Raw genomic sequence first — 13,750 nt, 5'->3', positions numbered from 1 at the left:
CTTGACCGTAAGACGCCATTATCAACGGCCCTGGAGAGCCTCATAATTCACGGTCAGCTGCGCTTCCAGGTCCGTCGTGTTACGCGTTTTGAACGCATCATTGTTGGTATAAGTCACAACGGAGAGAGTAACGACCAGTTGCTGGCCCACCGCCTCCTGGCCGTTAACCGCAGCGAGGGACATACCCGGCAGCAGCGTAACCTCCGCCGCCCCGGCAGTCAGCTGTTCTGAACCGCGCGGCACAACGGCCAGTTGTACAACACCACTGTCCACCCGTGCCGCTTTCGCTGTGATTTTCATCGCCCCGTTCTCGCTGAAGCGATACGCTTTATTCCCACGCGCCGGACCGTCCACCCACAGGCGGATCCTGCGCTTGTTCGGGCAGATCACCGACACCTGTATTTCCCGCTCCACCGAGGCGTAACCCTGGTAATGCTTGCCGGCAATGTCCGTACTGACCTCGCGCATCGCCTCCCGACGCAGGCGTCCATAGTCGATATTCTTCACCGATGAAACCACCTGACACCCCTCTTCTGCCATGGCTGAAGATGCATGGCCGATGGCCACGCAGGCCACCAGCAGCGGCAGCAAAAACGTGCGATTCATGACGTTCACTCCGTGTTTGGTTAGAGACATTTTCCGTTTATCTCCTCGTAAAATTTGTTTGGATCCGCTTCCGGAAGAGTGTAGGTCAACACACATCGCCCCTCATCCAGCTTCGCGTACAGCGTCTGGCTGGCAGAGATATCGTTCAGGAAGATCATACCGTCCTCCGGTGCGGAAGTGAGGTATTCCCCCTTGTCGTTCACGACAGAGACTCCCTTCTGCAGCGGCGTACCGTCGGCGCGCGTAATATTAAGCAGCACGCGGCGCTGGCTCAGCGTGGTGAACTTCCAGTTCGCGAACGCCCCGTGAGATGCTTTCAGCGACGCATGGCCGTTCCTCACGTCCAGGTTGCCCGGCAGGCTCTGGGTATCAATTTCAACCGTGCTTGCACTAAACGGTGCCAGAGCGGGAACGACCGCGCGACCCCATTTGTCCGTCCAGACATTGCCACGCGGCGTGCCGATCTCAACCCCGGCAACCGGTTTGTCCAGTGCGACCACCGCATAGGTATCCGTTATCGTATACGGCGAGAAGGTCACCCCCTCACCATGAGCAACAATGCCTCCGCTCAGTGCCGCCGAGTAGTTGCTGTTGCGCTCATTGTCACCCCCTGCCGCCAGGGCGAGCGTGGTGTAATGTAGATTGCTGCTCAGCGAGCTGTCCCAGTTGGTTACGCTGTCATCGTGATCCTGAGAGACACCCACCGTGTAGGTGTTTTCATCGTTGAACGAGCCCATCGCGCGAGTACCGTAGGAGGCTTTGCCTTCGTTTTCGCGATACCAGCTGTTGGTGGAGACGCCGGAGCGGCCTAGTGGAACCGACAGGTTCACGTAGAACAAGTCCTGGTCGCTTTCGCTCTTGTTGCCGCTGCTGATGTCTGATTCCCAGTTAACGCTGACGCTAACGTAGCGGAACGACTGCGACCATGAGGAAATGACACGCCGACTGTTGTATTCGCTATTCCAGGTCTGGTTGTTGTAGTAACTCAGAGAAAAACGCCCCAGCGTCGAGCTCGACCAGTTGATACCGACGTTGGTGTCATATTTGGTGGGCGAGAAATCGTCGTCACCGTACAGCTCCTCCATTTCACGGTACTTCGGCGTGCCATAGCTGCCCCCGAGCGAAACTCCCAGGCCCCACGGCAATGCATAGCCGAGATCCAGCGTGGTTTTATTGCCGTCGGTCTGCGAAAGGTTATCAATCGAGCCGAGGAAGCCCAGGGAAGCGGACAAATTCTGTGCCGGTACGGCATCGATGTTGGCAGAAAAACCGTAGTAGTGGTTATCTGCCATTACCATGCCAGCGAGAAAATTCATGCGGTTGTTGATAGACCAGCCGTCCGACGCGGCGACAATCCACGGCTGTTCGAAGTGAGTCTCCATGTCCTGCGCACGTCCCACGGCCATCGAAAACCCTGGCGCGCGACCCACATGGTTGCTGCGGAAGGTGCTGGCGGCAACCGTGAAGTGACTTTCGCTACCGTCGATTTCCGTTACCGTGACGTTTAAATCCGTATTGAGGCTGACGATCGGCACATCGCTTAAGGTGAATGGCCCAGCCGGCACCAGCGTAGATAAAATCAGCTGGCCGCCCTGGCGGATATCAACCCGGGCCTGGGCATTACGGGCGATACTGCTCACTTCAATACCGCTACCGCCGCCCGGCTGGAGAGCGCGATCCGGCATCAGCTGCACGCCGTAAATGCCCGGTATACTGAAGCGGCTGTTGGCAACGTTGATCTGCCCGCCCTGTACCATCACGTCGTAGTCGGTAAAGGTGCGCTGAACATAGGTGTAGAGCGATTCGCTTCTAAACGCCGTGCCGCTGCCGTCGCTGATAAACTGCGCGCTGCGCGCAATCCAGTCGCCTGCATTAAAGCCAAACTCAAAGGAGGACTGGAAGCGATCGGATTTATCATCCTCAAAATCATAATGGGTGCCAAACATGGAGTAGTTCAGCATAGCCGCGCGTCCGCCGCGCACATCAGCCACCTGGCGGCCGCTTTCCGGGTTAATTGCCTCTGGCGGGACAACTACCGAAATTTCTTCAATATCCGGTGAAGTGCTCACCGTGGCATTTTTCCAGTACTGATGAATTAACGGACAGGCTCCACGTCTGATTTTTTTATATAGCCCGGCGCCCTCCAGAAATTCACTGTCAACACAGGGGATACCTTCTTCATTAAATTTCACGGGCATAATACCGCGTTTTTTACCGTTAATAAGTACGGTAACATTATGATAGCCCGGCATAAATCGCGGTGCAGCAGCATAATATTCAGCAATAGCCGGATCGAGGCCGCTCTCTTTTAACGCATCGGTATCGAATATCGCTCTTGCCAGCTCCATTGAAGGCGCTGAGACTGGCATTATTTCCGCGCGAATACTTAATGCCACTGCGCTCAGACAAAATGCCAGCACACCTATTCTACCAGGAGAATATATCATGACCACCCCGTCTATTATTATTTTAGTTCTGCAACGTAAGAATCGGCTTTATAGCCAAAACGAGTAGCGGGATACATTTCAATCTTTTTGTCCAGGCCTGATATGTTATTCTCTGGCTTAGCCGTCAGCGTCTGACCAGGCAGAATATAACTCTTATCTAATTTCACCTTTGTTCCGGATGGCAGTAATTTTGCGCTCTGCTCCATGCGGACCACGTAAGGCGTATCATTGACGACCGTCAGACTACCGTTTGCGATCTGCCAGCGCAGATCCTTCCATGGCTCCAGGTTCACCTTGAGACCCGCCGGGCGAATAATCACGGGCAGGTTTTGGCTGAAGACCATTTTAACTTTATTCTGTTCACGCTGCGGAATGGTGGCAAAAATGACGCGTTTTAAATGTTCGGTTTTTAATTTTTCTGCGCTCTCTTTTAAAACAAAGCGCACACGCTGGGTTTTGCCCGCGTCTACACGAACCACCGGCTGGGTGACGATAACGCCGGGTTTTGGATCGTCCGGTAAATCAACAATGCGGGTATACAGCAGCTGGGCGGTATCGTCGGTATTTTTCACATCCATGCTAGCCCCTTGCTCGTCTTCGTTTATTAACAGCAGTGACGTGTCCGGCACCATTCCGGTAGCAAACGTCTGCAAAGACGTAAAAAGACAAGCGCAGAGCAACGCTTTTTTAAAGTGAATCATAATATTAGTCCATTAATACTGCCCCCCTTATTCGGAGAGCAGTGAATTATCAGCAAGGTGATAATTAGAGGTAAACCAGCTCAACGTTGGTTAAACCGTCCAGCGTAACTTCATCAGTAATGCTTAAATCATTAGTTGGGTTAATAGTGGCTTCCACAGCAACCTTAAAGTTAATTTTAGTTTGTGGGGAAAGCGTTCCACCATTAAGTTCTGTTCCAAATGCATAAATTTCGCGATTATCGCTGGCAATTTGCAGATGGTCCATCCCCCTTACGCCCCAGCTGTTACCGCCATCTAAACTCATCATTGGGTAGAGAGCATCGCCAGCATCGTTGGTGTTTGCCCCCTGGGTGCGTGGTATACCTAATGCATAGGCGCCAATGTTTTTACCGTTATACGTTCCCAGACCAAAGGCAAACTGTTTTGCACCACTAAAACTATTAAATTCGACAGATTCAGTTGGGGAAGACGCGTCACGAGCATCGGTAAACTTCACCGCAATGCGCGTATCTTCTTCACACGAAATGGAAATCGGAACTTCTTTCATATCCGTTAGTGGCGTCATACTGGTTGAGTTAAGTGATGCCACTTTCATTGTGCCGAAGTCAGCGATACCGCCACCGCTTGGGAAGGACGGCGTACAGGAAGACGGGAGAATTTTACCGGTCACTTTAATATCAACGCTTTCTGCGGCTGTGGCAGCGTTAACCGACAGCGCTAATACAGAGAGAAGCATTCCTTTTTTCAGAACTGAGTTCATTCTATTTCCTTATAAAGGTGAAAAACAAAAAAAGCCAAATGCAGGCATTTGGCAGAGAATATGTGACATAATAAATATTACCTTTAGCAGAATATCAAACCCAATATTCACGTTCAACGGTAAGAGTTTCTTTTAGGATTTGTGCCCGACCCTTTCATTAATAACCAGGGTTATTGATTTAATTTAAAAATAAATGTTCGCAAATAGAGATGCCAAACCCATTGAAATAACTCAAAAAACATCTTCACCAGACGAGTTAATTAATATTTTTGAGACGTTTATTTAACAGGAGTGACTAAATAGATATGATAATAAAGAAGAGAGAGGCTTTTCGACTGAGAGTAACTCAGGTAGTCAGAAACACCTGTCCCTGCTCCAAAGAGCAAGGGACAGTGGCAACACAGCTTATTTAGTCAGTTCAGCAGTCATGTGTACACGGTTACCTGAGAACGCCTGGGTAATTTTGTAAGATGATGCGCCCGCTTCCTGAGCCTGAGCCGCGATTTTCGCTTCTGCGCCATCGATGGTAGACGCGGTTGCGGTCACGGTCTGCGCAGCGAAAGAACCGAAAGAAGCAGCCAGAGCGATTACAGCGACAAAAGTTTTGATGCTTTTCATGATTTAAACCCTTTCATTAAGTTGTTTAGGTAAGGCACCGTGCCTTGATGAGATAAATACTAGACCTCATCGTGAACAACTAAAAGCGGAAGGATTTGCTATTATCATTCAAAATTATTGATTGACTATTAACCGCTGTGGGTGGGTATAAATTGTCGCCCTTCCCGGCTTACAGAAGCCCACCAGCGTCAGATTGCAGCGCTCCGCCACCTCTACCGCCAGCGTGGTTGCCGCCGACACGGCAAACAGGATCTCTACCCCACACATTGCCGATTTTTGCACCATCTCATAGCTGGCCCGGCTGGACACTAACGCGGCGCCCTGCTGCCACATCTCGCTTTCCTGCGCCCGGCGCCCAAGCAGTTTATCCAGCGCCACGTGGCGGCCAACGTCCTCATGTCCCCCGGCGATATCGCCCGACGGCAGCACCCACGCAGCCGCGTGCGTGCAGCCGCTCAGCTGGCCGATGGGCTGTACGTCGTTGAGATGCGCAAGCGCATGGTTGAGGTGAGCCAGATTAAAGGTCTGCGTAAACGGCAGGGGTGCAACAGGTTTGCCGATATCGTTGAGCTGCTCAACGCCACACACGCCGCAGCCGGTGCGCCCGGCCAGCGCGCGGCGGCGCTCTTTCAATCCCATAAAGCGGCGGCTGGACAGTTCAATTTGTACTTCAAGGCCGTTGCATGCCCGCACCACGTCCATGCCGTAAATCTCCTGTGGCTGTTCGATGATGCCTTCCGAAAGGGAGAACCCTATTGCGAACAGTTCAAGATCTTTCGGCGAAGCCATCATCACCACATGCGAGATGCCGTTGTAAACGAGCGCAACAGGCACTTCTTCCGCCAGATAATCGGGCGTGGCATGGGTAATGTGGGGCGGTCTGTGTACAGACAGTTCCACAATGCCGGCAGGCAGGGATGACGGATGGGGAGCACGGTTTTGTTTAGACACAGCGGTATTCCTGAACAACCACGGAAGCGAGCCTGCTATTGCAGCACAAACCACAGGCGTTACGCATAGTATGGATCAACTTTTCGACAACCATTCTCCTACTCATTTAGAAGGGGTGCAACCTGACGCCCGCTACACCGCTTTAACATGCAGAGCTGTTAATGTGATCGATATCACACTTTATAATCAACATGGTGATAATACGTTCACTTTGTATTAACGCCATTAGAACAGCTGTACCGACATTGTGGTATTCTGATGATATCCCTCGTGGAATTGAGGGATTAACGCAAATTTTTTCCTTTGCGGTCATTCTTCAGCCGCGAAGTCAAAACTACATATGTAAGCAATGTCGAAACAAGGAGTGACCCATGCAGGTCAGCAGAAGGCAGTTCTTTAAGATCTGCGCTGGCGGTATGGCAGGCACCACGGCAGCGGCACTGGGCTTTGCGCCCGGCGTAGCGCTGGCGGAAACGCGGCAGTATAAACTGCTGCGCACCCGTGAAACCCGTAATACCTGTACGTACTGCTCTGTCGGTTGCGGGCTGTTGATGTATAGCCTCGGCGACGGTGCTAAAAACGCCAAAGCGTCTATTTTCCATATCGAAGGCGACCCGGATCATCCGGTCAACCGCGGCGCATTGTGCCCAAAAGGGGCCGGTCTGGTGGACTTTATCCACTCCGAAAGCCGCCTCAAATTCCCTGAATATCGCGCGCCTGGCTCCGACAAATGGCAGCAAATCAGCTGGGAAGAGGCGTTTGACCGCATCGCAAAACATATTAAAGAAGACCGCGATGCCAACTTTGTTGAGAAGAACGCCGACGGCGTCACGGTCAACCGCTGGCTCTCCACCGGGATGCTGTGTGCCTCTGCTTCCAGCAACGAAACCGGTTATTTAACTCAGAAATTCACGCGCGCACTCGGTATGCTCGCGGTCGACAACCAGGCGCGTGTCTGACACGGACCAACGGTAGCAAGTCTTGCTCCAACATTTGGTCGCGGTGCGATGACCAACCACTGGGTCGACATCAAGAACGCCAACCTCATTGTGGTGATGGGCGGTAACGCCGCTGAAGCGCACCCTGTCGGGTTCCGCTGGGCGATGGAAGCCAAAATCCACAACGGTGCGAAACTGATTGTGATCGATCCCCGCTTTACGCGTACTGCGTCAGTGGCGGATTTCTACACCCCTATTCGTTCAGGTACTGACATCACTTTCCTGTCAGGCGTATTGCTGTACCTGATGACCAACGAAAAATATAACCGCGAATACACCGAAGCCTATACCAACGCCAGCCTGATCGTGCGTGAGGATTACCACTTCGAAGATGGCCTGTTCAGCGGTTACGACGCCGAAAAACGCAAATACGACAAAACCAGCTGGAACTACGAGCTGGATGAGAAAGGCTTTGCGAAGCGCGATACCACCCTGCAACACCCGCGCTGCGTGTGGAACCTGCTGAAAGAGCACGTTTCCCGCTACACGCCGGAGGTTGTCGAAAACATCTGCGGTACGCCGAAGGCGGACTTCCTGAAAGTCTGCGAGCTTATCGCCGAAACCAGCGCGAAAGATAAAACCGCGTCGTTCCTGTATGCCCTCGGCTGGACGCAACACTCCATCGGCGCGCAGAACATCCGTACCATGGCGATGGTTCAGCTGCTGCTCGGCAACATGGGGATGGCAGGCGGCGGCGTGAACGCCCTGCGCGGCCACTCCAACATTCAGGGTCTTACCGACCTCGGCCTTCTGTCTCAAAGTCTGCCGGGTTACATGAACCTGCCGAGCGAGAAACAGACCGACCTGCAAACCTACCTGACGGCCAGCACGCCTAAGCCGCTGCTTGAAGGCCAGGTAAACTACTGGGGCAACTATCCGAAGTTCTTCGTCTCGATGATGAAAGCCTTCTTCGGTGACAAAGCAACAGCGGAAAACAGCTGGGGCTTTGACTGGCTGCCGAAGTGGGACAAAGGTTACGACGTTCTGCAGTATTTCGAGATGATGCATCAGGGCAAAGTGAACGGCTATCTGTGCCAGGGCTTTAACCCGGTTGCCTCGTTCCCGAACAAGAACAAGGTTGTTGAGTCTCTGTCGAAACTGAAGTTCCTGGTAACGATTGACCCGCTCAATACCGAGACCTCGACCTTCTGGCAGAACCACGGTGAATCGAACGACGTTGATCCATCGAAGATTCAGACCGAAGTGTTCCGTCTGCCATCAACCTGCTTTGCGGAAGAGAACGGTTCTATCGTCAACTCCGGACGCTGGCTGCAGTGGCACTGGAAAGGTGCGGACGCCCCGGGCATCGCCATGAACGACGGCGAAATCCTGGCCGGTATCTTCTTACGCCTGCGTAAGATGTACGCGGCTGAAGGCGGCGCAAACCCGGAACCGGTTTTGAACATGACCTGGAACTACGCGACGCCGGAAAACCCAGCGCCAGAAGAAGTGGCGATGGAAAGCAACGGTAAGGCGCTGGCGGATATTATCGACCCGGCCACCGGTGCGGTTCTGGCGAAGAAAGGCGATCAGCTCAGCACCTTCGCGCATCTGCGTGACGACGGTACCACCTCCAGCGGCTGTTGGATCTTTGCCGGTAGCTGGACGCCGAAAGGCAACCAGATGGCCAACCGCGATAACGCCGACCCGTCGGGTCTCGGCAATACGCTGGGTTGGGCATGGGCATGGCCGCTCAACCGCCGCATTCTCTATAACCGCGCTTCCGCTGACCCGCAGGGCAACCCGTGGGATCCGAAGCGTCAGTTGCTGAAATGGGACGGCGCAAAATGGGGCGGTGTGGATATTCCGGACTACAGCACTGCCGCACCTGGCAGCGATGTCGGGCCGTTTATCATGCAGCCTGAAGGGATGGGACGCCTGTTTGCTATCGATAAGATGGCGGAAGGGCCGTTCCCGGAACACTACGAGCCGTTTGAGACGCCGCTGGGGACTAACCCGCTGCACCCGAACGTGGTCTCTAACCCGGCAGCCCGTATCTTCAAGGGCGATTTCGAAGCGCTGGGTAAAAAGGACAAGTTCCCGTACGTGGGCACCACTTACCGTCTGACCGAGCACTTCCACTACTGGACCAAGCACGCGCTGCTTAACGCCATCGCGCAGCCGGAACAGTTTGTGGAGATCGGCGAGAAGCTGGCGAACAAGCTCGGCATCGCCCATGGCGACACCGTGAAGGTCTCCTCTAACCGCGGCTATATTAAAGCCAAGGCGGTCGTGACCAAGCGTATTCGCACGCTGAACGTTCACGGTCAGGAGGTGGATACCATCGGCATCCCGATTCACTGGGGTTACGAAGGTGTGGCGAAGAAAGGGTTCATTGCGAATACCCTGACGCCGTTCGTCGGTGATGCGAACACGCAGACGCCGGAGTTTAAGGCCTTCCTCGTGAACGTGGAAAAGGTGTAACGGAGACGACTTATGGCTTATCAATCTCAAGACATTATACGTCGTTCCGCGACAAATAGTTTCACGCCCGCGCCTCAGGCGCGGGACCACCAGCAGGAAGTGGCGAAGCTTATCGACGTAACCACCTGTATTGGCTGTAAAGCCTGTCAGGTGGCCTGTTCAGAGTGGAACGATCTCCGTGACGAAGTGGGTCACAACGTCGGGGTGTACGACAACCCGGCGGACCTGACCGCCAAGTCCTGGACGGTGATGCGTTTCTCCGAAGTGGAGCAGAACGACAAACTGGAATGGCTTATCCGCAAAGACGGCTGTATGCACTGTGCGGATCCGGGCTGCCTGAAGGCGTGTCCGTCAGAAGGGGCTATCATTCAGTATGCCAACGGTATCGTCGACTTCCAGTCCGAGCAGTGCATTGGCTGCGGCTACTGCATCGCGGGCTGCCCGTTCGACGTACCGCGCCTGAACCCGGAAGACAACCGCGTCTACAAATGCACGCTGTGCGTTGACCGCGTCACCGTCGGCCAGGAGCCAGCGTGCGTGAAGACCTGCCCAACCGGCGCTATCCACTTTGGCTCCAAAGAGGATATGAAAACGCTGGCGGCAGAACGCGTGGGCGAGCTGAAAACCCGTGGTTACGACAACGCGGGCCTGTACGATCCGGCCGGGGTCGGCGGTACGCACGTGATGTACGTGCTGCACCACGCCGACAAGCCAAACCTGTACCACGGCCTGCCGGAAAACCCGGAAATCAGTGCCACCGTGAAATTCTGGAAAGGCATCTGGAAACCGCTGGCAGCGGTCGGTTTTGCTGCCACCTTCGCAGCGAGCATCTTCCACTACGTCGGCGTCGGTCCGAACCGCGCGGAAGAGGAAGACGACAACCTGCATGAAGAGAAAGACGAGGTGCGCAAATGAGAAAACGTGACACCATCGTGCGCTACACCGCGCCGGAACGTATCAACCACTGGGTCACCGCCTTCTGCTTCATGCTGGCGGCGATAAGCGGGCTGGGGTTCTTCTTCCCCTCCTTCAACTGGCTGATGCAGATCATGGGGACACCACAGCTGGCGCGTATCCTGCACCCGTTTGTGGGCGTCATCATGTTCGCGTCGTTCATCATCATGTTTTTCCGCTACTGGCACCATAACCTAATCAATCGGGATGATATCTTTTGGGCGAAGAATATTCGTAAGATCGTCGTCAACGAGGAAGTAGGTGACACCGGGCGTTATAACTTCGGCCAGAAATGCGTATTCTGGGCGGCGATTATCTTCCTGGTCCTGTTGCTGGTGAGCGGCGTGATCATCTGGCGTCCGTACTTTGCGCCTGCTTTCTCAATCCCGGTGATCCGATTCGCGCTGATGCTGCATTCATTTGCCGCAGTGGCGTTAATTGTGGTTATCATGGTGCATATTTACGCCGCCCTCTGGGTGAAAGGCACCATTACCGCGATGGTGGAAGGATGGGTAACCAGCACGTGGGCGAAGAAACATCACCCGCGCTGGTACCGTGAGGTCCGCCAGAAACAGGAAAAGTCATCTGAATGAGTATTCGCATAATCCCGCAAGATGAGCTGGGGTCGAGCGAGAAACGCACGGCGGATTATATTCCGCCGTTGTTATTCCCCAGACTCAAGAACCTCTACAACCGCCGCGCAGAGCGTCTGCGCGAGCTGGCAGAGAACAACCCGCTGGGCGATTTTCTGCGTTTTGCCGCGCTGGTCGCCCACGCGCAGGAAGTGGTGCTGTACGACCACCCGCTGCAAATGGATCTGACCGCGCGCATCAAAGAAGCCAATGTGCAGGGCAAGCCGCCGCTGGATATTCACGTCCTGCCTCGCGACAAGCACTGGCACAAGCTGCTGAATTCGCTGATTGCCGAGCTGAAGCCCGAGATGAGCGGCACCGCGCTGGCGGTCATCGAGAATCTGGAAAAAGCGTCCGAGCAGGAGCTGGAAGAGATGGCGAGCGCGCTGTTCGCTTCCGACTTCTCGCTGGTCAGCAGCGACAAAGCACCGTTTATCTGGGCTGCGCTGTCGCTTTACTGGGCGCAAATGGCCAGCCTGATCCCAGGCAAAGCGCGCGCTGAATATGGCGAAGCCCGCCAGTTCTGTCCGGTGTGCGGCTCAATGCCCGTTTCCAGCATGGTGCAAATCGGTACCACTCAGGGGCTGCGCTACCTGCACTGCAACCTGTGTGAAACCGAGTGGCATGTGGTGCGCATCAAGTGCAGCAACTGCGAGCAGACCCGCGATCTGAACTACTGGTCGCTGGAAAACGAAGAAGCGGCGGTAAAAGCCGAAAGCTGCGGTGACTGCGGGACCTACCTGAAGATTCTCTACCAGGAAAAAGACCCGAAAGTTGAAGCGGTCGCTGACGATCTCGCTTCACTGATTCTGGACGCGAAAATGGAGCAGGAGGGCTTTGCCCGCAGCTCTATCAACCCGTTCCTGTTCCCGGGTGAAGGGGAGTAGTCTTCTGTGACAGTGCCGGGCGACGCAAGCTTGCCCGGCCTACAGTTGATAAGGTAAAACCACCCCGGCGATGCCCTGAAAGTCTTTGGTGTTCCGGGTGATTAACGGGCAATTTCTGCTTTGGGCAGTCGCTAAAATAATGGCATCCGGAAGTTTCATGCCATGCTTCTCGCGAAGCATTACGCTTCTTTCTGCTATCTCTCGGGTTACATCAATTATTTCAAAAGCGCCCAGTACCGCCGCTGTCTTCGCTTCATGACCATGTTTGCGTGCTCCCACCATAACTTCCATCCATGTGATTAGACTGATCGCTCGGTGCGATGCTGCGCTTTCGATCGAATTTGCTGCCTCAACGCGATTATTGAAAAGGTCGATCAGAATGTTGGTATCAAACACCGCCATATGTTCCATACCTACCACTCCTCACGCAGCTTACGTTCATACTCAAGCCCATCTTCCTGCTGGTTTCCCCACAGACCCAGCGCATCACGGATAACCGATGAGCTTTGCTGATCGAGATACTGCTCAATTGCTTCACGCAGTAATTCGGCACGAGGTTGGTTACGCAGTTGCTTGAGGTTATCGAGACGCTGAATAACGTCATCCGACAAATCGATCAGGATCCTGCCCATATTAAGCTCCGCCAGTAAACTCATATATCACCTCAGTATATCATTATTGTCCATTTTTAAGGCAACATACGCTTTCTTTCTGTAGGGTTAAAGTACCCGACAAGAGTTTGCCTGGTATTTGCGAGTCGCTTTTCAGATTTTAGTCCTCGACAATTTTCTTATTTTCTTTTGAATCAAACCAGGCTATAAAACTGTACATCCATACAGTTAAAGGGTGTTTTCATGGCACTGGAAAAGGGTATTGAACGGCTGGTTCAAGGATTTATCGCTGCAGGTCGCCCCTCATCGCGTCGACAGACAATTGAGGTACGACGAGCAGGCTATATTGCCAGCACGGAGCTTGCCGGTGAGACCGAAATGCGCGTTCAGGTGGAGACGCTTGTTCTTGAGGGTCATACCATTCGGGTATTTTCACCTCCCAATGCGCCTGAAATATTGCCTGCTGCCATCTACTACCACGGCGGATGTTTTATCAGCGGCGGCTTTGATACCCATGACAACCAGCTCCGTCAGTTAGCCTGCTACGGCAATTGCCGGGTGGTTGCGATTCAGTACAGGCTGGCGCCGGAGCATACCTTTCCCACCGCACATGACGATGCTGAAAGAGGTGCGGATCTGGTCTGGCAATATGCAGACAAATTAGGCGTGGATAAGAACCGGCTCACCCTCTGTGGAGACAGCGCAGGAGGGCATCTGGCGCTGGTTACGGCGCTGCGGCTTAAGGTTAAAGGGCTGTGGCAACCTGCGCAGCTTATTCTTATCTATCCCATGCTCGACGCCACGGCCAGTTTTGAAAGCTATACCCTCAACGGCATGGATTACGTGATTACTCGCGATACTCTGCTGAGCGGCTATGAAATATATCTGGCTGGAGCCGACCGTCTGCATCCTGAAGTTAGCCCGCTGTGGCGAGAAGACTTCAGTGGCCTGCCGGCTGTCCATATCGTAACCGCGGAGTACGATCCGTTATGCGATGAGGGGGAGGCGCTGTTTCAACGCCTCACGGAGCAAGGGGTAACGTGTACCGCTCAGCGATGGCTGGGGGTAATACATGGCTTTTTCCAGCTTGGTGGAATTAGCCAGTCAGCGCGAGACGTTATGCGGGACATCGCCTGGCGGATAAGCTCCGCCCGACGATAG

At 54.0% G+C, this 13,750-nt stretch carries 13 protein-coding genes; 5 read left to right on the top strand and 8 right to left on the bottom strand.

What is annotated here, in order from left to right; translation table 11 throughout:
• Positions 1-21: 21 nt before the first annotated feature.
• The 6 genes from PYW49_RS22470 to fdhD all read right to left on the bottom strand — a co-directional run bounded on the left by PYW49_RS22470 (position 22) and on the right by fdhD (position 6,083).
• Positions 22-606, bottom strand: coding sequence for a DUF1120 domain-containing protein (locus PYW49_RS22470; protein WP_320387576.1), 585 nt, complete (start codon positions 604-606; stop codon positions 22-24).
• 20 nt (positions 607-626) lie between these two features.
• Positions 627-3,053 (bottom strand): fimbrial biogenesis usher protein, encoded by a 2,427-nt coding sequence (locus PYW49_RS22465; protein ID WP_320387574.1) that lies wholly within the window; start codon positions 3,051-3,053, stop codon positions 627-629.
• A 17-nt stretch (positions 3,054-3,070) separates the two neighbouring features.
• The gene (locus tag PYW49_RS22460; RefSeq protein WP_320387572.1) at positions 3,071-3,754 is read right to left on the bottom strand and encodes a fimbria/pilus chaperone family protein; all 684 of its coding nucleotides are present in this window, start codon (positions 3,752-3,754) and stop codon (positions 3,071-3,073) included.
• Positions 3,755-3,818: 64 nt separating this feature from the next.
• Positions 3,819-4,514, bottom strand: coding sequence for a DUF1120 domain-containing protein (locus tag PYW49_RS22455; protein ID WP_320387571.1), 696 nt, complete (start codon positions 4,512-4,514; stop codon positions 3,819-3,821).
• A 405-nt stretch (positions 4,515-4,919) separates the two neighbouring features.
• Positions 4,920-5,132: a YdgH/BhsA/McbA family protein gene (locus tag PYW49_RS22450; RefSeq protein WP_047345526.1), complete on the bottom strand. Its 213-nt coding sequence runs from the start codon at positions 5,130-5,132 to the stop codon at positions 4,920-4,922.
• Between the two features lie 114 nt (positions 5,133-5,246).
• A complete protein-coding gene (gene fdhD / locus PYW49_RS22445) occupies positions 5,247-6,083 on the bottom strand; it encodes a formate dehydrogenase accessory sulfurtransferase FdhD (protein WP_134347575.1) in 837 nt (278 codons plus the stop codon).
• 371 nt (positions 6,084-6,454) lie between these two features.
• On the opposite strand from fdhD, the gene fdnG reads away from it, so the two are divergent.
• From fdnG to fdhE, 4 genes are read left to right on the top strand one after another with little or no spacing between them, the layout of a single operon-like run.
• The gene (gene fdnG / locus PYW49_RS22440; protein ID WP_320387569.1) at positions 6,455-9,505 is read left to right on the top strand and encodes a formate dehydrogenase-N subunit alpha; all 3,051 of its coding nucleotides are present in this window, start codon (positions 6,455-6,457) and stop codon (positions 9,503-9,505) included.
• 12 nt (positions 9,506-9,517) lie between these two features.
• Positions 9,518-10,420: a formate dehydrogenase subunit beta gene (gene fdxH / locus PYW49_RS22435; RefSeq protein ID WP_010436855.1), complete on the top strand. Its 903-nt coding sequence runs from the start codon at positions 9,518-9,520 to the stop codon at positions 10,418-10,420.
• The gene (fdoI, locus tag PYW49_RS22430) at positions 10,417-11,052 is read left to right on the top strand and encodes a formate dehydrogenase cytochrome b556 subunit (RefSeq protein WP_008501832.1); all 636 of its coding nucleotides are present in this window, start codon (positions 10,417-10,419) and stop codon (positions 11,050-11,052) included. The genes fdxH and fdoI overlap by 4 nt, the downstream gene beginning before the upstream one ends.
• Entirely contained in the window at positions 11,049-11,978 is a 930-nt protein-coding gene (fdhE, locus tag PYW49_RS22425; protein WP_320387568.1) for a formate dehydrogenase accessory protein FdhE, read from the top strand. Before fdoI ends, fdhE begins: the two co-directional genes overlap by 4 nt.
• A 39-nt stretch (positions 11,979-12,017) precedes the next feature.
• On the opposite strand, the gene PYW49_RS22420 is transcribed toward fdhE, so the two are convergent.
• Together PYW49_RS22420 and PYW49_RS22415 are read right to left on the bottom strand one after the other, a co-directional pair.
• A complete protein-coding gene (locus PYW49_RS22420) occupies positions 12,018-12,389 on the bottom strand; it encodes a type II toxin-antitoxin system VapC family toxin (RefSeq protein WP_134347577.1) in 372 nt (123 codons plus the stop codon).
• 2 nt (positions 12,390-12,391) lie between these two features.
• On the bottom strand, positions 12,392-12,634 hold the full coding sequence (locus PYW49_RS22415) for a ribbon-helix-helix protein, CopG family (RefSeq protein WP_045909092.1): 243 nt from the start codon (positions 12,632-12,634) through the stop codon (positions 12,392-12,394).
• A 198-nt stretch (positions 12,635-12,832) separates the two neighbouring features.
• On the opposite strand from PYW49_RS22415, the gene PYW49_RS22410 reads away from it, so the two are divergent.
• Entirely contained in the window at positions 12,833-13,750 is a 918-nt protein-coding gene (locus tag PYW49_RS22410) for an alpha/beta hydrolase (protein ID WP_320387567.1), read from the top strand.

This window comes from Enterobacter chinensis (assembly GCF_034008295.1).
Classification (GTDB): domain Bacteria; phylum Pseudomonadota; class Gammaproteobacteria; order Enterobacterales; family Enterobacteriaceae; genus Enterobacter; species Enterobacter chinensis.
Note: the sequence above shows the minus strand (reverse complement) of the source record. Positions and strands in the feature narration are given on the sequence as shown.

Bases quoted from the DNA above. Each gene is read 5' to 3' on its own strand.
- PYW49_RS22460 (WP_320387572.1), bottom strand. From the start codon at position 3,754: ATGATTCACTTTAAAAAAGCGTTGCTCTGCGCTTGTCTTTTTACGTCT.
- PYW49_RS22465 (WP_320387574.1), bottom strand. From the start codon at position 3,053: ATGATATATTCTCCTGGTAGAATAGGTGTGCTGGCATTTTGTCTGAGC.
- fdxH (WP_010436855.1), top strand. From the start codon at position 9,518: ATGGCTTATCAATCTCAAGACATTATACGTCGTTCCGCGACAAATAGT.
- PYW49_RS22470 (WP_320387576.1), bottom strand. From the start codon at position 606: ATGAATCGCACGTTTTTGCTGCCGCTGCTGGTGGCCTGCGTGGCCATC.
- PYW49_RS22455 (WP_320387571.1), bottom strand. From the start codon at position 4,514: ATGAACTCAGTTCTGAAAAAAGGAATGCTTCTCTCTGTATTAGCGCTG.
- PYW49_RS22450 (WP_047345526.1), bottom strand. From the start codon at position 5,132: ATGAAAAGCATCAAAACTTTTGTCGCTGTAATCGCTCTGGCTGCTTCT.
- PYW49_RS22415 (WP_045909092.1), bottom strand. From the start codon at position 12,634: ATGAGTTTACTGGCGGAGCTTAATATGGGCAGGATCCTGATCGATTTG.
- PYW49_RS22420 (WP_134347577.1), bottom strand. From the start codon at position 12,389: ATGGAACATATGGCGGTGTTTGATACCAACATTCTGATCGACCTTTTC.
- fdoI (WP_008501832.1), top strand. From the start codon at position 10,417: ATGAGAAAACGTGACACCATCGTGCGCTACACCGCGCCGGAACGTATC.
- fdhE (WP_320387568.1), top strand. From the start codon at position 11,049: ATGAGTATTCGCATAATCCCGCAAGATGAGCTGGGGTCGAGCGAGAAA.
- PYW49_RS22410 (WP_320387567.1), top strand. From the start codon at position 12,833: ATGGCACTGGAAAAGGGTATTGAACGGCTGGTTCAAGGATTTATCGCT.